At 61.2% G+C, this 19,725-nt stretch carries 17 protein-coding genes; 10 read left to right on the top strand and 7 right to left on the bottom strand.

What is annotated here, in order from left to right:
• Nucleotides 1-485: 485 nt before the first annotated feature.
• The gene (locus tag KIP88_RS42915; protein WP_214494091.1) at nucleotides 486-809 is read right to left on the bottom strand and encodes a hypothetical protein; all 324 of its coding nucleotides are present in this window, start codon (nucleotides 807-809) and stop codon (nucleotides 486-488) included.
• Nucleotides 810-888: 79 nt separating this feature from the next.
• On the opposite strand from KIP88_RS42915, the gene KIP88_RS42910 reads away from it, so the two are divergent.
• The 5 genes from KIP88_RS42910 to KIP88_RS42890 all read left to right on the top strand — a co-directional run bounded on the left by KIP88_RS42910 (nucleotide 889) and on the right by KIP88_RS42890 (nucleotide 4,594).
• Nucleotides 889-1,662: an AAA family ATPase gene (locus KIP88_RS42910; protein ID WP_214494090.1), complete on the top strand. Its 774-nt coding sequence runs from the start codon at nucleotides 889-891 to the stop codon at nucleotides 1,660-1,662.
• A gap of 239 nt (nucleotides 1,663-1,901) precedes the next feature.
• On the top strand, nucleotides 1,902-2,444 hold the full coding sequence (locus tag KIP88_RS42905) for an SRPBCC family protein (RefSeq protein ID WP_214494089.1): 543 nt from the start codon (nucleotides 1,902-1,904) through the stop codon (nucleotides 2,442-2,444).
• A 2-nt stretch (nucleotides 2,445-2,446) separates the two neighbouring features.
• The gene (locus KIP88_RS42900) at nucleotides 2,447-3,394 is read left to right on the top strand and encodes a cytochrome D1 domain-containing protein (RefSeq protein ID WP_214494088.1); all 948 of its coding nucleotides are present in this window, start codon (nucleotides 2,447-2,449) and stop codon (nucleotides 3,392-3,394) included.
• A 131-nt stretch (nucleotides 3,395-3,525) separates the two neighbouring features.
• A complete protein-coding gene (locus KIP88_RS42895) occupies nucleotides 3,526-3,852 on the top strand; it encodes a PRC-barrel domain-containing protein (RefSeq protein ID WP_214494087.1) in 327 nt (108 codons plus the stop codon).
• 328 nt (nucleotides 3,853-4,180) lie between these two features.
• Entirely contained in the window at nucleotides 4,181-4,594 is a 414-nt protein-coding gene (locus KIP88_RS42890) for a hypothetical protein (RefSeq protein WP_214494086.1), read from the top strand.
• A 572-nt stretch (nucleotides 4,595-5,166) separates the two neighbouring features.
• Here the strand turns inward: KIP88_RS42890 and KIP88_RS42885 are convergent.
• The 4 genes from KIP88_RS42885 to KIP88_RS42870 all read right to left on the bottom strand — a co-directional run bounded on the left by KIP88_RS42885 (nucleotide 5,167) and on the right by KIP88_RS42870 (nucleotide 11,132).
• Nucleotides 5,167-5,925 (bottom strand): hypothetical protein, encoded by a 759-nt coding sequence (locus KIP88_RS42885; RefSeq protein ID WP_214494085.1) that lies wholly within the window; start codon nucleotides 5,923-5,925, stop codon nucleotides 5,167-5,169.
• Between the two features lie 3 nt (nucleotides 5,926-5,928).
• Nucleotides 5,929-8,913 carry an excinuclease ABC subunit UvrA gene (uvrA, locus tag KIP88_RS42880; protein ID WP_214494084.1) on the bottom strand — a complete coding sequence of 995 codons (2,985 nt, stop codon included), beginning with the start codon at nucleotides 8,911-8,913 and terminating at the stop codon, nucleotides 5,929-5,931.
• A gap of 270 nt (nucleotides 8,914-9,183) precedes the next feature.
• Nucleotides 9,184-9,915, bottom strand: a complete 732-nt coding sequence (locus tag KIP88_RS42875; protein WP_214494083.1) for an outer membrane protein — start codon at nucleotides 9,913-9,915, stop codon at nucleotides 9,184-9,186.
• A gap of 476 nt (nucleotides 9,916-10,391) precedes the next feature.
• Nucleotides 10,392-11,132: an outer membrane protein gene (locus tag KIP88_RS42870; protein WP_214494082.1), complete on the bottom strand. Its 741-nt coding sequence runs from the start codon at nucleotides 11,130-11,132 to the stop codon at nucleotides 10,392-10,394.
• A 549-nt stretch (nucleotides 11,133-11,681) separates the two neighbouring features.
• Here KIP88_RS42870 and KIP88_RS42865 point away from each other — a divergent pair.
• Nucleotides 11,682-12,176 (top strand): single-stranded DNA-binding protein, encoded by a 495-nt coding sequence (locus KIP88_RS42865; RefSeq protein WP_214494081.1) that lies wholly within the window; start codon nucleotides 11,682-11,684, stop codon nucleotides 12,174-12,176.
• Here the strand turns inward: KIP88_RS42865 and KIP88_RS42860 are convergent.
• The gene (locus KIP88_RS42860) at nucleotides 12,173-12,520 is read right to left on the bottom strand and encodes a low molecular weight protein tyrosine phosphatase family protein (protein WP_214494080.1); all 348 of its coding nucleotides are present in this window, start codon (nucleotides 12,518-12,520) and stop codon (nucleotides 12,173-12,175) included. The two genes, KIP88_RS42865 and KIP88_RS42860, sit on opposite strands and share 4 nt — an antisense overlap.
• Before the next feature lie 438 nt (nucleotides 12,521-12,958).
• Here KIP88_RS42860 and KIP88_RS42855 point away from each other — a divergent pair, with 438 nt between their 5' ends.
• Together KIP88_RS42855 and gyrA are read left to right on the top strand one after the other, a co-directional pair.
• Nucleotides 12,959-13,357, top strand: coding sequence for a DUF2306 domain-containing protein (locus KIP88_RS42855; RefSeq protein WP_214494079.1), 399 nt, complete (start codon nucleotides 12,959-12,961; stop codon nucleotides 13,355-13,357).
• Nucleotides 13,358-13,549: 192 nt separating this feature from the next.
• On the top strand, nucleotides 13,550-16,279 hold the full coding sequence (gyrA, locus tag KIP88_RS42850) for a DNA gyrase subunit A (RefSeq protein WP_214494078.1): 2,730 nt from the start codon (nucleotides 13,550-13,552) through the stop codon (nucleotides 16,277-16,279).
• A 288-nt stretch (nucleotides 16,280-16,567) separates the two neighbouring features.
• Here gyrA and KIP88_RS42845 read toward each other — a convergent pair whose 3' ends face one another.
• The gene (locus KIP88_RS42845) at nucleotides 16,568-18,052 is read right to left on the bottom strand and encodes a HAMP domain-containing sensor histidine kinase (protein ID WP_214494077.1); all 1,485 of its coding nucleotides are present in this window, start codon (nucleotides 18,050-18,052) and stop codon (nucleotides 16,568-16,570) included.
• A 237-nt stretch (nucleotides 18,053-18,289) separates the two neighbouring features.
• Between KIP88_RS42845 and KIP88_RS42840 the strand changes: the two genes are divergently transcribed.
• Together KIP88_RS42840 and KIP88_RS42835 are read left to right on the top strand one after the other, a co-directional pair.
• Nucleotides 18,290-18,844 carry a hypothetical protein gene (locus KIP88_RS42840; protein WP_214494076.1) on the top strand — a complete coding sequence of 185 codons (555 nt, stop codon included), beginning with the start codon at nucleotides 18,290-18,292 and terminating at the stop codon, nucleotides 18,842-18,844.
• 442 nt (nucleotides 18,845-19,286) lie between these two features.
• A partial coding sequence (locus tag KIP88_RS42835) for a hypothetical protein (RefSeq protein ID WP_214494075.1) occupies nucleotides 19,287-19,725 on the top strand: 439 nt, incomplete at its 3' end.

Below are 19,725 nucleotides of genomic sequence, written 5' to 3'. Positions count from 1 at the left end.
TGCTCTCCCCGGTGAACGGCTTTCTTGCCACCGTCGTCGGCGGAACACTTCCCGCCAACTTAGCGCCAGCACCGCGGCGTCAGGACCACACGACTTCGCCGTACGCGTCAGGCGCGTACGTCTATCGCGCCTCTCGCGTCCATCGCATCTCACTGCACGTTCGTGACGATCGCGAGCGTCCCTCATCTGCCGTGAGACGGGCGGAGTTATGCCGGTGATTTGGCCTGCGCGTTAAGCGGAATATTTTTGCTGATAGGGCTGGACAGGTTTTGAGTGATTTGCCCGTCGTGCCAGTATGTCGCAGGCCGCTGCATGAAGTTGCGCTTGCACAGGAAGCAAATCAGCCCGCAGCAGTCGGTAGGGTGGGCAAAGCGACAGCGTGCCCACCATCATGAAGCGCGATCGGTAATGGATGGTGGGCACGGCGCTACGCGCCTTTGCCCACCCTACGAATCTGCGTCCACTTCGTCATTGCAGCGTTTGCCTTATCTGCGCTTTCGCACGTGAACATTGATATCGAGATCGATGTCGCTCACGCAGGTCTGCGTCGTGCGGTGCGAGCCGCCTTCGCGCCAGCGGCCCTCGCGCGTATGGGTGCCGCTGACATTCTCCAGCTTCAGGCAGCGCCATTGCGGCAGCGGGCCTGAGCTTTCGCCGCCGAACTGCCAGGCCAGCACGACCTCTTCGCCACGTTTGTTGGTGCCGATGATGTGCGGGCACAATTCGCGGAGGCGGCCGTCATAGAGGCAGACGACCTGTTGCTCGCCGAGGATGGCGTTGCGGAAGAGGGTGTAGGTGGCGCTTTGCATGGCGGGCGTGCCATCTGGGATTGTACGGCGTTCCCTGTATAACCATGACGAACGACATTGTTTCCCTGAGGTCGAGCCCATGGCTTCCAGACGTAATCGCCCGATCAATCTGCCGGCGCCGTACCTCAAGCGCATCTGGCTTGAGCCATCGCGCATTACCGACCGCGCGGCCTATCCGTTCTGCCTTCCGTTGCTGCATGACGATTTCGAACTGAGCTTCGATCGCGCGATCACGATCATCGTGGGAGAGAATGGCACCGGCAAGTCCACCTTGCTCGAGGGGATCGCTGTGCTCGCGGGTTATGACGAAGCAGGTGGCGGCAAGGGCTATATGCCGGTCGACCATTCCCTGGCGCTGGAGAAGATGGGCGGCAGTCTCTCGTCAGCACTTCGCGCAAGCTGGCTGCCCAGGATTACGAATGGATGGTTCTTCCGCGCGGAGAGCTTCTTCTCGGTTGCGCGATATCTGGACAAGGCGGCGCTGGATGATCCGTTTGGGTCGCCACCGCCTGACTTCCTGTCCCATTCCCACGGCGAAGGCTTTTTGCGCTTCTTCAACGAGCGGTGCCAGAAGCAAGGCATCTTCATCTTCGACGAACCGGAATCCGCGCTGTCGCCCGCGCGCCAGATCGAATTTTTGAAGCTGATGCGCCGGATGGAAAATATCGGCCATTGCCAGATCATCATGGCGACGCACTCGCCGATGCTGATGGCCTACCCGAATGCGACGCTGCTGCGGCTGACGAAATACGGGCTGGAGCCGGTGACGGTGAAGGATACCGATCACTACAAGGTCATGCGGGAGTTTTGTGAGGATCCGGCGGGGTTTGTGGAGGCCGCGATGGAGGAGTGAGCACGTAGGTGGGTAGAGCCAACGGGTCCGGCCTCACGGCCGGCCCGATGATAAACTCCGCGAAACCCACCCTTTCAGGAAGTGATGGGTATCGCTTTGCTCCACCCATCCTACGGTATTATCCGACGCAACCCGCGTCCAGGCGTTGCCACAAACCAGCCTCCTTTGGTCTGAAAATGCGTTACGATAACGCCGCTGCGCGGCTAGCGCGGGCCAACAAGACACAGTGGGGAAGCGACATGAGGACGACGCTCGCGAGGGTGGGGGCCGTGGTGGCGGCGCTGGCAGTGATAGGGGCAGCCTGGGCGCATGGGCCGACCCGCCAGAAGGTGCGGGAATCGATCGAGATCAATGCGCCGCCGGCCAAGGTGTGGGCCGCGATCGGGAACTTCCAGGACATGAGCTGGTTGCCGCCGGTCAGCAAGACCGAGGGCGACAAGGGCAACGCGATCGAGGCCACGCGTCGGTTGACACTGGCTGATGGTGCGACCGTCGATGAGGAGCTCTACAAATTCGACGCCGAGAAGATGACCTATTCCTACCGGATCACCGCCGTCGACGTGAAGGTGCTGCCGGTCACCAACTATTCGTCCACCCTGACCGTAACCCCCAGCGCCGACGGCAAGGGCAGCAGCCTGGAGTGGGCCGGCGCGTTCTATCGCGGCTTTCCCAACAACGATCCGCCGCCGGAGCTGAGCGACCAGGCCGCCGTGAAGGCGGTGAGCGGGCTTTATCGCGCGGGCCTCGAGGCGCTGAAGAAGAAGGTCGAAAGCGGAAGCTGAGCGTGCAGGCGATCGCTCTGGCGGCGCTCGTCGCCAGCATCGGCGCCGCCTGGGCCGGGCAGGCGCGTGCCGAGGAAGCCTTCGTCACCAATCAGCTCAGCGAAAACCTGACGGTCGTGGATCTCACATCCTTGCAGCCGGTCGCAACCATCGCGATTGGCGGCAAGCCCGCGGGCGTCGCCATCACGCCGGATGGACGCTTCGCCTATGTGACGAGCCCCGACGCCAAGGCGCTGACGGTGGTCGATGCTGCCGCACGCCGGGTCGTAGGCAGGATCAACACCGGCGGTGGTCCGCTAGGTGTCGCAGTGGCGCCGGATGGCGCCACCGTCTATGTGGCCGACTGGTACGCCGCGGCGGTGCGGGTGATCGATCCGGTAGCGCAGCGCGTGATCGCCGATATCGCCGTCGGCGCTTCGCCGTCCGGCCTCGCAGTGACGCCGGACGGGCGGTTCCTGCTCTCCGCTGACCGCGATGCCGACAGCGTGTCCGTCATCGATACTGCGACGCGGAAAAGGCTGGCTACGATCAAGGTCGGGGAACGCCCGTTTGGCATGACCATCGATGCCGAGGGCCGGCGCGCCTACACCGCCAATGTCGGCTCGAACGACGTCTCCGTGATAGATATCGCCGAGAACAGAGAGATCGGGCGTGTGAAGACGGGCTTGCGCCCCTATGCGGTCGCACTCGCGCAAGGGCGGGGCTTCGTGACCGACCAGTATGACGGCACCGTCAGCGTGTTCGATCTCGTAACGCTGGCGCCGGTCAAGCGCATCACTGTGGGCGATTACCCGGAAGGGATCGCGGCGACGGCGGACGGCCGGCGTATCATCGTGGCGAACTGGGAGAGCAACTCGATCAGCGTGATCGATGCAGTCGAGCTGAAGGCGACCGGCGAGATCAAGGTCGGCGACGGCCCGCGGGCGTTCGGGGCGTTCTTGCGGCGGTAGTGGCCGTAGGATGGGTGGAGCGAAGCGATACTCATCTACATGCGTCCGCGAGTCGCGGCGTCGGATGCCCGCTCGTGCCGGTTTATTTGTGCTATAATGCCGGGAGAACGAGACAAAACAGGGAGGACGCCATGCCGCACACCCTGGTGCCCAGTGATCGCGTCGAGCATGTAAGCGTCTACGGGCGCGACGGCACAAGGCTCGGCTCGATCGAACGTCTGATGCTCGAAAAGGCCAGCGGAACGGTAGCCTACGCCGTCATCAAGACCGGAGGGCTGCTCGGCAGCCACCATCATTGTCCGATCCGGTGGGACGCCCTTCGATTTGATCCTGCGCGTCAGGCCTACCAAACCGACGTGACGCCGGAAGACCTGCGCGCAGGTCCGTCGGAGCTCGATGAAGAAGCCTTCGACTGGGGCGACCGCTCGCGACCGCATCCGCATTACTGGACGGTGTAAGGCGTCGGCGGGCCTAGAAGACATAACCCTCCGCTCTCGGGCGGAAACGGCGGATTATGCTTCGCTAAACATTGCAAGCAGTATTTTGCCTAGCATTATCAGGCTTCTACGGCAACGCGGCCAAGGCCGAGCTAACGCCTCGCTAACATTCGCTTGAATCACAGGCGTAAGGCCAAGCACAGTGCGCCTTGGCCGACCCCGGCACCGGTCGCTTTGGGGCAAAGCGCGAACATCGACCGGCCGACAAATCTCCGCGGAATCGGTCAAAAATGACCCTTCCCGACACGGCTCGCTCCTTCATAACTCGAAAGTACAATGGAGGTAAAAGATGAAGTGCCTGCGGATTTTCGCTACGCCTGACGGCGAATCCCATTTTGGGGAAGTTGATATCCCCACGACACTAACGCGATCGTTTCCGAATGGAGCGCCTGTCGAACTTTCCGCTCACTACGAAGCCTCGCGTTCCGCTTACTACGAAGCCTCGCGAGTTCGTTTTGTTCATATCCCTGCAGGGGTGCGCGAAGCGGGCTTTCATAACCCACCGAGTCGACTCCTTGCCATTTGGTTGGATGGTGAGGTCGAGTTTGAAACGAGCGACGGAGAGATGAGACGTGTCTCTGCTGGAAAGGCAGTTCTCGTCGAGGATACGCATGGGAAAGGGCATATCTCGCGCCATCCACCGGAAGGGCAAAATGTTATACAGGTTGTGCTGCCGCACGGCCTTGACGCGCCTTCTGCGTAGTCGGTTGTTGGTCCATCGCGTGACTTCGCGGCGACGTAGCAATTCACTCGCTTTCGGATCGAAGGGTCCTTCGGCGAAACAGCTCCCACCGAGCCGGGTTTACGAGTACGCGCCCTTAGTCCCACACCGTATCAGGTCGTCACACCGCGTATCTCAAAATTATTTTGCTTCGCTAAACCGCCCTACGCTTGCTGCACGGACCCTGCATAAGAAATAGATTCCAAACTTTCTAGCGAGACAAGCTGTGCGCCGCTCATGAGCGTCAGTTCTTCAGTCACTGCAAATAGCGGGTCAATTAGGAAATGATGTCCCGACTCAAAGGTCTCTCGCGCAAACTCATCGAACTCGTCATCTGTCGCAAAAATGGATACCTCATAATCCAATAATTCTAGCCCACACTCGCGCCAGCGCGCGGGTAGAGAGAAGCGGCGGATTACGCTTCGCTAATCCGCCCTACGCTTGCTGCCTACCGACGCTAGAGAGCCCAGAATGGTCGAGCAAAACGAATCCACCGGCTTGCAAACGTGATGAATTTCGCTTCGCTCTAGCCATTCTACGCGCTGCTAGCGAGTCTAGAAAGTGAGCGCCTGAAATGGATGCGGGTCACTGCTTAGAGTTTCCCAGTCGAATGAATAACGATCGTCCGGGGGCCAGTCCGTCGGAAACTTCACGTGAAAGTAGCCGCCAATTGCCGTTTCAAACCCACCGTCGGGCGCGCCGTATCCCGTACCGAATACGCTTGGTTGAAAATCAAATGTAAGAAACTGCGCGGATAAGAGGGCAACCAACCCTGATACTGCGCTAATCAATGTGTCAAAATTTGATCTTGGGAAATTGTTATGACGATCGTGTTTTGCCTCATTATACGCCTGATACCAGGGGAGCAAAGCGCCCTCCGTGGCCCACGCATCGAATGGCTTACGGACGTTCTGTAAGCCATGCCACAGCGGCATTCGGACTTCGTAAGATGAGAGGTGGTGAGTTGGATTCAGCTTTCGGTAATCCCTAACATTCCACCAATCTGCTGTCCTGCGAAGATTAACGTAACTGTTCTCCGTTAAGATTGCCCTGCAATGGGCCTCCACTTCGATGCAGGTCCGCATGTGCAGTTCATGAATTCGATAAGAATAACAATTTAGATTCTGATCAGCTGGTTCGACGTAATCAAAAAGTTCGAGCAAATCCTTCTGAATAAGGAGAAAGGCTCGAACATATTGTGGACCGGCCACAGCAAATTGAGGGGCGCTAACGTAACGCCCTTGTCCGGAATTTTGATAACTTCCATCCGTGAGTTGCCGACACGTGCGAAAAAACGGCTTTGTTATAGGCACGACTCACTCCGCCGCCTCGCTAGCACTGCTGCTTTTCCGCGGCTTGCCATCCGCCTTCTTCAGCACCGGGGCCAAAAACTTCCCCGTGTAGCTCCGCGGCGCCTTGACGATATCCTCCGGCGGACCCCAGGCGACGATTTCGCCGCCGCCGTCGCCGCCTTCGGGGCCGAGGTCGATCACCCAGTCGGCGGTCTTGATGACCTCCAAATTGTGCTCGATCACTACCACCGTGTTGCCCTGCGAGACCAGCTCGTGCAGCACTTCGAGGAGCTTTGCGACGTCGTGGAAGTGCAGGCCCGTGGTGGGCTCGTCGAGGATGTAGAGCGTGCGTCCCGTCGCGCGCTTTGACAGTTCTTTCGCCAGCTTGACGCGCTGGGCTTCGCCGCCGGAGAGGGTGGTGGCCTGCTGGCCGACATGGATATAGTCCAGGCCGACACGATGCAGCGTTTTAAACGTCTCGCGGACGCGGGGGACTGCCTTGAAGAACTCGGCGGCTTCTTCCACCGTCATGTCGAGTACGTCGGCGATGCTCTTGCCCTTGAACAGGACTTCCAGCGTTTCGCGGTTGTAGCGCTTGCCCTTGCAGGTGTCGCAGGTGACGTAGACGTCGGGCAAAAAGTGCATCTCGATCTTGATGACGCCGTCGCCCTGGCAGGCCTCGCAGCGGCCGCCCTTGACGTTGAAGGAGAAGCGGCCGGGCTCGTAGCCGCGCGCTTTGGCTTCGGGCAGGCCGGCGAACCATTCGCGGATCGGCGTGAAGGCGCCGGTATAGGTCGCGGGGTTCGAACGCGGGGTGCGGCCGATCGGCGACTGGTCGATGTCGATGATCTTGTCGATATGCTCCAGCCCCTCGATACGGTCATGAGGTGCGGCGCCTTCGCTGGCGTTGTTCAGCTTGCGGGCGATCGCCTTGTAGAGGGTGTCGATCAAGAGCGTGGATTTGCCGCCGCCGGAGACGCCGGTGACGCAGGTGAACAGCCCGAGCGGAATTTCTGCCGAGACGTTCTTTAAGTTATTGCCGCGGGCGTTGACGACCTTGATGGTGCGGCGATGGTTCGGCGGCTTGCGCTCGGGGATCGCCACCGACATCTCGCCGGTGAGGTATTTGCCCGTGAGCGAGTTCGGGTTCTTCATGATCTCCGATGGCGTGCCCTGCGCCACGATGTGGCCGCCATGCATGCCGGCGCCGGGGCCGATGTCGAGCACGTAATCGGCGAGCCGGATCGCGTCCTCGTCATGCTCGACCACGATCACGGTATTGCCGAGGTCGCGCAGCCGCTTCAGCGTTTCCAGGAGACGCGCGTTGTCGCGCTGGTGCAGGCCGATCGAAGGCTCGTCCAGCACGTAGAGCACGCCTGTGAGACCCGAGCCGATCTGGGAGGCGAGGCGGATGCGCTGGCTTTCGCCGCCGGATAGCGTGCCGGAGGCGCGGGCGAGCGTGAGATAATTCAGGCCGACGTCGAGCAGGAACGACAGCCGCTCGCGGATCTCCTTCAGCACGCGGGTGGCGATCTCGTTCTGCTGCGCGTTGAGCGCTTTCGGCACGGTCTCGAACCACTCGCCGGCCCGGAGCACCGACAACTCCGAGATTTCGCCGATGTGCTTGCCGCCGATCTTGACGCACATCGCCTCGGGTTTCAGCCGATGGCCGTTGCAGCCCGCGCAGGGGATGTCGGAGAAATACTTTGCCAGCTCCTCGCGCGCCCATTCGCTCTCGGTCTCGCGGAAGCGGCGCTCGAGGTTGGTGATGACGCCTTCGAACGGCTTTTTGGTATCGTAGGAACGGACGCCATCCTCGTAGGAGAACTTGATCTCGTCGTCGCCGGAGCCGTGCAGCAGGGCTGCCTGCGTCTTCTTCGGCAGGTCCTTCCACTTGGTGTCGAGCGTGAACTTGTAGAATTTTCCGAGCGCGGTCAGCGTCTGGATGTAATAGGGCGAGGACGATTTCGCCCACGGCGCGATCGCGCCCTTGCGCAAGGTCAGCTCCTTGTCGGGGATGACGAGATCCTCGTCGATATGCTGCTCGACGCCGAGACCGCCGCAGGCAGGGCAGGCACCATAGGGGTTGTTGAACGAGAACAGCCGCGGCTCGATCTCGGGGATGGTGAAGCCGGAAACCGGGCAGGCGAATTTCTCCGAGAACAGAATCCGTTCCGGCCCGCTCTTGTCGTGGATTTTTGCGGTCTTCTTGTCGGACTTCTTCTCTTCCGCTGCGCCCGCCGGTGCATCGGCGTATTCGATCACAGCCAGGCCCTCGGCGAGCTTCAGCGCGGTCTCAAAGCTTTCGGCGAGGCGCTGGCCGATGTCCGGCCGGACCACGATGCGGTCCACCACGACGTCGATGTCGTGCGGGAATTTCTTGTCGAGGGTGGGTGCCTCCGACAACTCATGGAACGTGCCGTCGATCTTGACGCGCTGAAAACCCTTCTTGAGCCATTCGGCGAGCTCTTTCTTGTACTCGCCCTTGCGGCCGCGCACGACCGGGGCCAGCAGATAAAGCCGCGTGCCCTCGGGCAACGCCAGCACGCGATCGACCATTTGCGAGACGATCTGGCTTTCGATCGGCAGCCCCGTGGCGGGCGAATAGGGCACGCCGACGCGCGCCCACAGCAGGCGCATATAGTCGTAGATCTCGGTGACGGTGCCGACGGTGGAGCGCGGATTCTTCGACGTCGTCTTCTGCTCGATCGAGATCGCGGGCGACAGGCCGTCGATCTGGTCGACGTCCGGCTTCTGCATCATCTCCAGGAACTGGCGCGCGTAAGCCGAGAGCGATTCGACGTAGCGCCGCTGTCCCTCGGCATAGATGGTGTCGAAGGCGAGCGAGGATTTGCCGGAGCCGGAGAGGCCGGTGAACACCACGAGCTTGTCGCGGGGAATCTCGAGATCGACGTTCTTGAGATTGTGCTCGCGCGCGCCGCGGATGGTTATCGCACGCGATGCGGAGCCGGCGGGTGGTTGGCGCTTCGCCCTGAGCACTTCATCCATATCGGCATTTTCCAGGCGTGCAGGCGCGCGCCACGTTGGGCGCGCATTGCCGGAGAGGACCGGGATCAGGCGCCGATGATTGAAAGTCGGAACATAGGAAGAACGACGAGGAATTTCCAGTGCCCTGTGCGAATCATCAACGGATTGTTTGCATTGCTATTTTTTTGGCAGCAGCAGTCAGCAGTGCCGCACAAAAAAAGGCCGGCGCAAGGCCGGCCCTTTCTCAATCTTGGGAACTCAGGTGACGCGGAGATCAGTGCTTCGCGATCACTAGCCGCCGAAGCGGTAGTTGATGCGGGCGGTGACGATGTCAGCGTCCTGCTTGATGTCGTCGTTGCGGGTGTTGATACCGCCGAACACGCCGACGCCTCGGAAGTTGTAGTTCTCGGTGCCCATGAACAGGTGGTTATACTCGACGCCGAACGACCAGTTCGGAGCAAAGGCGTATTCCACGCCAGCGCCAACCGCGCCACCCCAGCGGGTCTTCTCAGCGCGGTCGAACACGATGCCGAGGATCGTGCTTTCGTAGCGGTTGTCGGTCACCGCAGCACCGCCCTTCACGTAGAAAAGGACGTTGTTGGCGGCGTAGCCGACCTGTCCGGTGAACATACCGAACGCGTCGATCTTGGTGTGGTTGCTGGCTCCCGGCACAATGATGTTCGAACCGTTGAAGTCGGCCCAGTTGCCCTGCGCTTCGACGCCGAACACCCAGTTGCCGGCTTGCCAGCGATAGCCGATCTGACCACCGACCGTGCCGCCATCTGCGTCATGGCAACCTTCGGCAGTCGGCGTCACCGGAACGCCGGCGACCGCGGTGTTGGTCCAGCAGTTGTGGCTCGTGCCCCAACCTCCGTTGGCGCCGATGTAGAATCCGCTCCAGTTGTTGATCGCAATCGCTGCGGCGGGCGCCTTGGTGTAGGCCCGTGCAGGAAGATCGGCGGCGATCGCAGGCGCCATCCCAAGCGCGATCAAGCCAGTGGTGGTCAGCAGAATTTTCTTCACTTTCTTTTTCCTTTCGCAGGTCCCAACGCAAACTTTCCTCAGCCGTCAATTTGAGGTTGCGATTCCATATAGCGCGAAGTCATCGCAGAAAGCTGTCGCCGAAAAACCACATCGGCGGCAAATGTAGGTAATATGCAACCGTAACGGGTACGTAGTATCCCGCGGTACAACCAAAAGAAGAGGCCGGCGCGGGGCCGGCCTTTTCGTATTCAATGCGCGTCGCGCGCCGTATTCCGCGATGACGGGCCACCGAATTTGTAACTGATGCGTGCGGTGACGATGTCGACGTCCTGACGAGTGCGATCGGTGCGCGAGAATCAGCCGGCGTTGAAAGTGAAGCTGTTGTCGCGCGTGCCCATGAAGCCGTGCACGTAATCGACGCCCCCCTGCGGCGGACACACGAACCTGGGGCAACCAAACAAAAAAGGCCGGCATGAAGCCGGCCTTTTCGGTATTCGGTTTGCTGAAAGCGAAGATCAGTACCTCGTGATGCCCGGGCCGCCGAAGCGGTAGTTGATGCGCGCGGTGACGATATCGACGTCATGGCTGATGCGATCGGCGCCGAAGGCGACGCCGGCTGGCGTGACGAAGCCGTAGTTGCGGTCCTGCATGAACAAGTGATTGTATTCAATGCCGGCCGACCAGTTGGGAGCGAAGCCGAATTCGAGGCCCGCGCCGACGCTGGCGCCCCAGCGGGTGTCGTCGCCCGTGGTAGCAACTATAACACCCGTGGGAATATCGCGGATGCGGTAACGATCCGAGGTGACGGCCGCACCACCCTTGACATAGAACAGGACGTTGTTGGCGGCCCAGCCGACCTGACCGGTGAACAGGCCGAAGGCGTCGGTCCGCGATTCGTTCGCGAAGCCGGGGAAAAACAGGCTCTCATTGCTGCCCGTGAAGTCCGCCCAGTTGCCCTGGGCTTCGAGGCCGAACACCCAGCTGCTGGCCTGCCAGCGATAACCGATCTGACCACCGACCGTGCCGCCGTCTCCGTCATGGCAACCTTCAGCGGCGATCGCAAAAGGCGCTATCGAGTTCCAGCATCTATGGCTCGAACCCCAACCACCGTTGGCACCGATGTAAAAACCGCTCCAGTCGTACACGACGGCGATCGGTGCCGGCGGGGCCTTGTAAGGACGCGCAGCGAGGTCAGCGGCCGCCGCAGGTGCAGCGAACGCGATGAGAGCAACCGTACCTAACAGAAACTTCTTCATCCTCTATCTCCAGCTCGTTGTCCGCTTCCGTGGGTCCCGAAGCGTTCTCGAAATGACGCGAGCACCCTCGCTGTCTGCAACTTTCTATAGCGCGACTCGCGTGAAAATTGCGTCTCCGAATTGCAACACTCATGACCAAAGTATGTGGGCAAGCTCATGATATGTCAGCGTTATTCACGTTATCGGGCAGAACTTTCGGTTCCATTTTGGCGTTTTCTGGACTCAATTGGGGCAAACTTATGTCGCCACAGAGTTGAGTAGCAGGTTCGGCCCAGGCGTCGTGAGATTCCGGAACAAATCTGGAACATTGGCCTGGGCGATGCTATATGTGGATAACCGCCGACTTGCCGAGGGATCGCTAAGTCTGCGGAGCTTGCGAGCGTATAGGGTCCGCTTCAGATGTCCGGAAGCGGACGCGAAAGAGCGGACAAAGCGACAGGTTCAAGAATCAGCGACAGGTCAAGAATTGAAGGCGGCCGGCATGCAGCGGGTCCGACCAGTAATTTTTGCCAGTGGATTTTTGCCGGCGATATCGAGTGGAGAGCGGCGATGGCGGGAAGCGTGAACAAGGTGATTCTGGTCGGCAACCTCGGCAAGGATCCTGAAATCCGGCGGACACAGGACGGGCGGCCGATTGCCAATCTGAGCATCGCGACCTCGGAAACCTGGCGCGACAAGGGCACCGGCGAGCGCAAGGAAAAGACCGAGTGGCACCGCGTCGTCATCTTCTCCGAACCGCTTTGCAAGATTGTCGAGCAGTATCTGAAGAAGGGCGCCAAGGTTTACATCGAGGGCGCGCTGCAGACCCGCAAATGGACCGATCAGAGCGGCGTCGAGAAATACTCGACCGAAGTCGTGCTGCAGGGCTTCAACTCGACGCTGACCATGCTCGATGGCCGCAGCGGCGGTGGTGGCGGCAGCTTCGGCTCCGACGATTCCGGCGGTGACTTCGGCTCCAGCAGTCCGGTCAGCTCCGCGCCGCGGCGGGCTGTGGCGGCAGGCGGCGGTCGCAACAGCGACATGGACGACGATATCCCGTTCTAAAGTTTGGGAGCCCGCTCGGGTCGAGGCAGGAATCGGCCGGCCCGGCTTTCGAGCATCTGGATCAAAGCCGGATCCATGAATTCGTAGTCGTCTGGAATGTCGAGGCAGATGAGCCGTTTGCCCTTCAAGCTGGAGCGGAATTTCCGGTTCAGCTTGGTGCGGTGGGCCTTCTCCATGACGGAGATGATGTCGGCCCACTCGACCTGTTCGGACGACAACAGCACGCTCGCGCTGTTGGAGATGCCGGCTGAGTCGGTCTCGATCCCCGGCCAAGTCGAAAAGATTTGTTCGGCGGTTGGGCTGCGCAGACGGTTGGCGCTGCAGACGAAAAGGACGTTGGTCACTTTGTTGCTCGAATAGGGCGACGGGGCGCGATGCTGGCAGACATACCCATAGAGCCGGAAACAGCAACGCCGGCAGATGGATTGATCGGCCGGACAGCAAGGGGCGCCGCAAGTGCGACCGATCCGCCAATGCTGACGTTTCGCGCTCCGTTCAACGAGGCGAACGTGTCATCGGGCAGTTGCGCATAGTTGGCACTCCTTCCCTCATTTGACTGATCTGATCGCAGGGAGTGTGTCGGCGCCGAGGCGGTGGTCCGGGGCAGGGGTGTGGCTGGACCCCATTCGCAGAGTCGGCCTCCAATGCATTGATTTTAATCGAGATTGAACCGGGTTCCGAGCTTTGACATGGATCGATGTTAATGATATTAACATTAAGAGGTCGATCTAAAGCCTTTTCAGGCATTCAATCGAACGCCAAACGGATCTGGAGCGCCCACCATGAGCCTTGCGCCGCTGCTGGAGGCCCCCGGGACGATCCCGCTGCACGCCTTCGCGGCCATGGCGGCGTTTGCGCTCGGCATCGTACAGTTCGTGGCACCAAAGGGGACGCTGCCGCACCGGACCATCGGCTGGATCTGGGTGGTGCTGATGGCGGCGGTCGCGATCAGTTCCTTCTGGATCCATGAGATCCGCCTGGTCGGGCCGTTCAGCCCGATCCATCTGCTCTCGATCTTCACTCCGATCATGCTGGTGCTCGGCGTGTGGTACGCCCGGCGGCAAAACGTGCGCGGCCACAGGATCACGATGATTTCGATCTTTTTTGGCGCGCTGGTCATTGCCGGCCTGTTCACTTTCGTGCCCGGCCGCATCATGCATGCGGTGGTTTTCGGCCCCTAGGGCGAGGCCAGGAACGCCGTTCCGGGCGCGGTCTTTTCCGGCCCCGAAATGGCTGCTCACGAAAGCTGCTTCCGACCCGGTAAGTCCATGAAAAAACGAGCGGAAAAACGACCCCTCCAGAGCGCTTCGGGGTGGTGATCGGAGGCCCGATGCGCTATATGATTCTCAGCTGAGAACTGACCGGATTCCCCTTTGTCTGACCCTGAAGATAACAAGCCCGGCGAGCCGCCGGAGCCTTCCGATATTCGTCCCGTTTCCATTCTCGACGAGATGAAACGCTCCTACCTCGATTACGCCATGAGCGTGATCGTGGCGCGGGCGCTGCCGGATGCACGCGACGGACTCAAGCCCGTTCATCGCCGCATTCTCTACGCGATGCACGAGAACGGCTTCGAGTGGAACAAGTCGTACAACAAGTCGGCGCGCACCGTCGGCGACGTCATCGGTAAATACCATCCCCACGGCGATCAGTCGGTCTATGACGCGCTGGTGCGTCTGGCGCAGGATTTCTCCATGCGCGTGCCGCTGATCGACGGCCAGGGCAATTTCGGCTCCGTGGACGGCGATACGGCGGCGGCCATGCGGTACACCGAATCCCGCCTGACCAAGATCGCGCAGACGCTGCTCGACGATATCGACAAGGATACCGTCGATTTCCAGGCCAACTACGACAGCCGCGACCGCGAACCGACGGTGCTGCCGGCCAAATTCCCGAACCTTCTGGTCAACGGCGCCGGCGGTATCGCCGTCGGCATGGCGACCAACATCCCGCCGCACAATCTCGGCGAGGTCATCGACGCCTGCGTGGCGCTGATCGATAATCCCGCGCTGACCATCGACGACCTCATCAACATCGTGCCCGGGCCCGATTTCCCGACCGGCGGCATCATCCTGGGACGGCAGGGCATCCGCTCGGCCTATCATCTCGGCCGCGGCTCGATCGTGATGCGCGGCAAGGTGACGATCGACACCATCCGCAAGGATCGCGAAGCGATCATCGTCACCGAAATTCCCTTCCAGGTGAACAAGGCCACCATGGTCGAGCGCATCGCCGAACTGGTGCGCGAGAAGAAGATCGAGGGCATCTCCGACCTGCGCGACGAATCCGACCGCGACGGCTTTCGCGTGGTCGTCGAGTTGAAGCGCGACGCGGTGCCCGACGTGGTGCTGAACCAGCTCTATCGGTTCACGCCGCTGCAGACGAATTTTCCGGCCAACATGGTGGCGCTCGACGGTGGCCGGCCGCAGGTGATGAACCTGAAGGACCTGCTGACGCTGTTCGTCGCGTTCCGCGAGCAGGTCGTCACCCGCCGCACCAAATTCCTGCTGAACAAGGCCCGCGACCGCGCCCATATCCTGGTCGGCCTGGCCATCGCGGTCGCCAATATCGACGAGATCATTCGCGTCATCAGAACCTCACCCGATCCGACCACTGCGCGCGACACCTTGATGTCGCGCGACTGGCCGGCCAGGGACGTCGAGGCAATGATCACGCTGATCGACGACCCGCGCCACCGGATGGCCCCCGACGGCACTGCGCGGCTGTCGCTGGAGCAGGCCAAGGCCATTCTCGACCTGCGCCTGCAGCGTCTGACGGCGCTCGGCCGCGAGGAAATTTCGGAAGAACTCGACAAGCTGGCGGTCGAAATCGCCGACTATCTCGACATCCTGCGCTCGCGCGCGCGCGTGCAGGCGATCATCAAGGAAGAGCTTGCCGCGGTGAAGGGCGAGTTCGCCACCCCGCGCAAAACCGTCATCATCGAGCAGGAAGGCGAGGTCGAGGACGAGGACCTGATTCAGCGCGAGGACATGGTGGTCACGGTCTCGCACGCCGGCTACGTCAAGCGCGTGCCACTCTCCGCCTATCGCGCCCAGCGCCGCGGCGGCAAGGGCCGCGCGGGCATGCAGACCCGCGACGAGGATTTCGTCAGCCGCCTGTTCGTGGCCTCGACCCACACGCCGGTGCTGTTCTTCTCCTCGAAGGGCCAAGTCTACAAGGAAAAGGTCTGGCGGCTGCCGGTGGCGGCGCCCAATGCGCGCGGCAAGGCGCTGATCAACATCCTGCCGCTGGAGCAGGGCGAGCGCATCACCACCATCATGCCGCTGCCGGAGGACGAATCCTCCTGGGGCAATCTCGACGTGATGTTCGCCACGACCGGCGGCACCGTCCGCCGCAACAAGCTGTCCGACTTCGTCGATGTCCGCCGCTCCGGCATCATCGCCATGAAGCTCGGGGAGGGCGAGGCGATCGTCGACGTGCAGATCTGCACCGAGCATGACGACGTGCTGCTGACGGCCGCCGGGGGCCAGTGCATCCGCTTCCCCGTCACCGATGTGCGCGTCTTCACCGGCCGCACCTCGATGGGCGTGCGCGGTATCGCCTTGGCCCAGAACGACACGCTGATCTCGCTGGCGATCCTGCGCCATGTCGAGACCACGTCGGACGAACGGTTGGCCTACCTGAAGATGCGCCGCGCGGTCGCCGGCGAAACCTCGGTTGAGGAGCCTGCGGATGCCGAGGGCGAAGAGACTTCGGGTTCGCTCCAGCTCTCGCAGGAGCGCTACGCAGAAATGTCGGCGCAGGAGCAGGTCGTGCTGACGGTCTCCGTCAACGGCTATGGCAAGCGCACCTCGTCCTACGAGTACCGCACCACCGGCCGCGGCGGCAAAGGCATCGTCGCGATGTCGGTCAACAACCGCAACGGTAAGCTGGTGGCCTCATTCCCCGTGGAGCACAGCGATCAGATCATGCTGGTCACCGACAAGGGCCAGCTGATCCGCTGCCCGGTCGAGGACATCCGCATCGCCGGCCGCTCGACGCAGGGCGTCATCGTGTTCGATACCGCCGAGGACGAGCACGTGGTGTCGGTCGAGCATATCGGCGACGACGGGGAGAACGGCGAGAACGGCAACGGCGGCTGAGGCCGGCCCTGTGTAGCCCGGGTGGAGCGCAGCGAAACCCGGGATCAGCCTATCCGCTGGCGAGACTGTCCCCGGATTGCGCTTCGCTCCATCCGGGCTACGCGCCTGCATCCAGCAGAGACGGCAAATGCAATTCTCTCCATGTCGCGTCAACTTGAGAGTGGGAACGGCGGTTAACGCGTAGCCCGGGTGAAGCACAGCGCAACCCGGGATCAGCCTATACGCTGGCAGACTTTCCCCGGATTGCGCTTCGCTCCATCCGGGCTACGACGCTTGCCGGCCGCTGCATCATTCCGCGGCAAACGGCGCTTCGCGGGGCACGATGATCCGGATTTTCGTTCCCGCGCCAGGCCCGGTTTCCAGATTGATCCGACCACCTAGGCGATTGGTCACGATGTTGTGGACGATGTGCAATCCAAGGCCCGTGCTGCCCTGGTCGCGCCGGGTTGTGAAAAATGGATCGAACACCTGGCGCTTGACCTCCGGGCTCATTCCGCAACCGTCGTCCGAAAACAGCACTTCAACGTTGTGTTTGCCTGACGCCTGTGCCGCAATATGGACGGACCCTCGTGCGCCGTCCGGATAGGCGTGCACCGCGGAATTGAGAACCAGGTTGGTGAGCACCTGGCCATAAGGTCCGGGGTAGCTGTTCATGGCGAGATCGGGCTCGCATTCGAGGCTGACCACAAGATTTCTGCGCAGCCCGAATCGCAATCCTTTGACGACCTGCTCGGTCACCTGGCCGAGATCAAAGCCTCTCCGGTCCGACACGTTGCGATCCGCCGCAACCTGCTTGAACGACTGTATCAAATCGATCGCGTGATTGAGGTTGATCATGATTTGTGATGCTGCCTCCCGGCCCGTCGCAATGAATTCAGCCAAGGTCGATCGGCGCACGCCGCCGCCGGCGACATCGGCTTCAAATCGATCGGCCTTGTTCAGGAATGCCGAGGCGACGGTCAGGCTGGTGCCGACGGGGGTGTTGAGCTCGTGAGCGACGCCCGCCACCAGCCTTCCCAGCGCGGCCAGCTTCTCGGTCTGCACGAGGCTGTCCTGCGCGGCGCGGAGATCTTCGAGCGATTGCGACAGTTGCCTGGTGCGTTCCTGGACTTCCGCGAACAGCCGCGTGTTCTCGATGGCTACGACCGCCTGACCGGCAAAAGTTTTCAGGAGCTCGACCTGCGCCTTGGGAAATAGTTGCGGCTCAAGCCGCATCACCGCGATGGCGCCGATCGCGACCTCGTCGCGCAACATCGGCACGACGAGGATACTGCGATAGCCCGATGTTCTCTGCAGCTCGCTGTATCCGCCGGAGACGAGCACATCCGGCTCATGCACGACGCGGCGCTCGCGGATGGCGACCGAGATCAGGTTCTTGCTGGTCAGCGGGGCAGGGTAGGCCTTGCGCACCGCGGCCACCGATTCCAGAGAGAACTGATCGTACGCGACCAGATGGACGTGCTCCCCATCCCGGCGATAGGCGGCGCTCAGCACGCTCTGACAGAGCCGCGCTGCGTTCTTGACGATCCTGTCGAACACCGGCTGGATGCCGGTCGGCGAGTCCGAGATGAGACTCAAAACCTCGGCTGTCGCGGCTTGCCGCTCCCTGGCTTCCTGAAGTTCGAGGGCAAGCCGTTCGACTTCGGTTTGGGCGGTACTTTCGCCGTTCTTTTTTGCGGAGCTAGAGGCGCGCGCTGCTTTTGGCGCCTGGCGGCGCTTCGCCGTAGTCGTCGCGCGGCTTCCCGATTTGGTTGGTCCGTCGCCTGCCTTCATTGCCTGCCCCAAGTCTCAGAATAAGCCATCGTATCGGCTTAAGCCTGCAAAGGGGAAGGGGCGCCGGTCTACCAGACTTCAGGTTCTGGCCGCAGCCGGTTGCCCTTGTTGTTCCAGAATTAACCTGCACAGCGCACATCAAGCTTAATCGCCAAGCTTAACACGCAGGTTTCGTTGTGACCGACCCACGCTGCGATAAGATTGCCGGGGTACATAGAACAGGTACGGCTCTCGATCATGCCGAACATGCGTATTGTCGCCATTGCTGTTGTACTGTTGTTGTCGCCAGCCGTCGCGCATGCATCGAAAGACTGCATGACCAAAGCGGAGGCCCGCAGCGTCTATCGCACTTCGTATCTGTATTGGCATGGCAAGGGTCGCTGCTGGGATGCCTCGCCGCGTGCCTCGCACCGTCTTAAAAAAGTGGCAGCCGCAAGGGCGAACCCCGTCGAGGCGTCGCATAAAGCCAAAACCAGACTTAAGCCGGAAGTAAAGGTTGAAGTAGTCGACCCCAGCCCGGCGCCAACGGGAGCCAACGGAACGCTAACGCCAGATGATTTGCGCAAATGGGCAAACAGCATGGCGGCGATGCCAGAGCCGATCATGACGATCCTGGATCGCTGGCCCGATGAAGAACTGCCGCAGCACCGGACCAAGCCGGCGGCGGTTGAGGAGCCATCGCAGATGAAGGCCAGGACGATCATCATGGTGATCATCATGTTGATGGCGCTGTTAGCGGTGCTGATTGGAGTGACCGTTCACCGAAGATCATCCCACAGAATGGTGCATTAGCGGAACGGTGGTATCCCGGCGATCACCGCGATCGAAGGTTGACGCGCCAGCCCTGGCGATGGCGGCGGCGATTGTTCAAACCTGTGAACTCGTTCACAGCCACTTGCGCTCTTCCGGTACATAACGTGGCAGCGGAGGGACACGCCATGACCCAACCTGCAAAGCGCATACCCAGATGGCTGACGATTGACGTGCTGGTGATCGTCATATCGCTGGCGATTATCGGGATCGGCATCGGGATCGGGATTGCTCCCTAGCCACGAACGGGAACCGGTTCGGTTCTGACAGCTACCCAGTACTACCAAAATTGGTACATCCAGATTGCGGGCTTTCCGAACGGTTCAGTTTTCATAAGATCGCGAACAGAGGAGCTCTCTTGTGTGCGTGCTCCGGCGAGAAAACGCGTTGGCTCAACCCAGCCCCCTGTACCGCAGCCAAGGGCATGTATCTCGTCGGGGCGCGCAAGCAAGAATTGCCTGGCGCAACGCTCCTCGGAAACGCTGCGGATGTGATCTGGAAGCGGAGCGGCGGTGAACATGCGTGGTCGTTTCTACGGATTAGTCGAGTGTTTGATGTATCAAACACCAAACGTCACCGCCCGCGTTGCATCGGCTGCGAACAGACCGCTGCCAAACGTGGGCGGCCAAAAAACGCCTCGACGGGCACGGGGCTTTCCAATGTGGATATTTCTCACGATCAATCCTCGCGCGGGCAGAAATTCGCGGCGGTACCCGAGGAAATTTCGAGCGCGAGGTGCAGTGAAAAACGGACAGTCTGCCGCCACCTGGTGACCCCGATCAGTCAGAGCTGCTCCCGAAAGCGGATATCGCCAGCGGTGGTGGGCATGTCAGCTTTGCCGGCTGCCAAAAGTGAATGTCTCC

This window comes from Bradyrhizobium sp. SRL28 (assembly GCF_018596315.1).
Classification (GTDB): domain Bacteria; phylum Pseudomonadota; class Alphaproteobacteria; order Rhizobiales; family Xanthobacteraceae; genus Bradyrhizobium.
The sequence above is the reverse complement of the archived record's forward strand: the minus strand, read 5'-3'. Positions and strand labels throughout refer to the sequence as shown.

What these genes read in the sequence shown, in the direction of transcription:
- KIP88_RS42915 (WP_214494091.1), bottom strand. Translation starts at nt 809, where the DNA reads ATGCAAAGCGCCACCTACACCCTCTTCCGCAACGCCATCCTCGGCGAG.
- KIP88_RS42910 (WP_214494090.1), top strand. Translation starts at nt 889, where the DNA reads ATGGCTTCCAGACGTAATCGCCCGATCAATCTGCCGGCGCCGTACCTC.
- KIP88_RS42905 (WP_214494089.1), top strand. Translation starts at nt 1,902, where the DNA reads ATGAGGACGACGCTCGCGAGGGTGGGGGCCGTGGTGGCGGCGCTGGCA.
- KIP88_RS42895 (WP_214494087.1), top strand. Translation starts at nt 3,526, where the DNA reads ATGCCGCACACCCTGGTGCCCAGTGATCGCGTCGAGCATGTAAGCGTC.
- KIP88_RS42890 (WP_214494086.1), top strand. Translation starts at nt 4,181, where the DNA reads ATGAAGTGCCTGCGGATTTTCGCTACGCCTGACGGCGAATCCCATTTT.
- uvrA (WP_214494084.1), bottom strand. Translation starts at nt 8,913, where the DNA reads ATGGATGAAGTGCTCAGGGCGAAGCGCCAACCACCCGCCGGCTCCGCA.
- KIP88_RS42870 (WP_214494082.1), bottom strand. Translation starts at nt 11,132, where the DNA reads ATGAAGAAGTTTCTGTTAGGTACGGTTGCTCTCATCGCGTTCGCTGCA.
- KIP88_RS42865 (WP_214494081.1), top strand. Translation starts at nt 11,682, where the DNA reads ATGGCGGGAAGCGTGAACAAGGTGATTCTGGTCGGCAACCTCGGCAAG.
- KIP88_RS42855 (WP_214494079.1), top strand. Translation starts at nt 12,959, where the DNA reads ATGAGCCTTGCGCCGCTGCTGGAGGCCCCCGGGACGATCCCGCTGCAC.
- KIP88_RS42845 (WP_214494077.1), bottom strand. Translation starts at nt 18,052, where the DNA reads ATGAAGGCAGGCGACGGACCAACCAAATCGGGAAGCCGCGCGACGACT.
- KIP88_RS42840 (WP_214494076.1), top strand. Translation starts at nt 18,290, where the DNA reads ATGCCGAACATGCGTATTGTCGCCATTGCTGTTGTACTGTTGTTGTCG.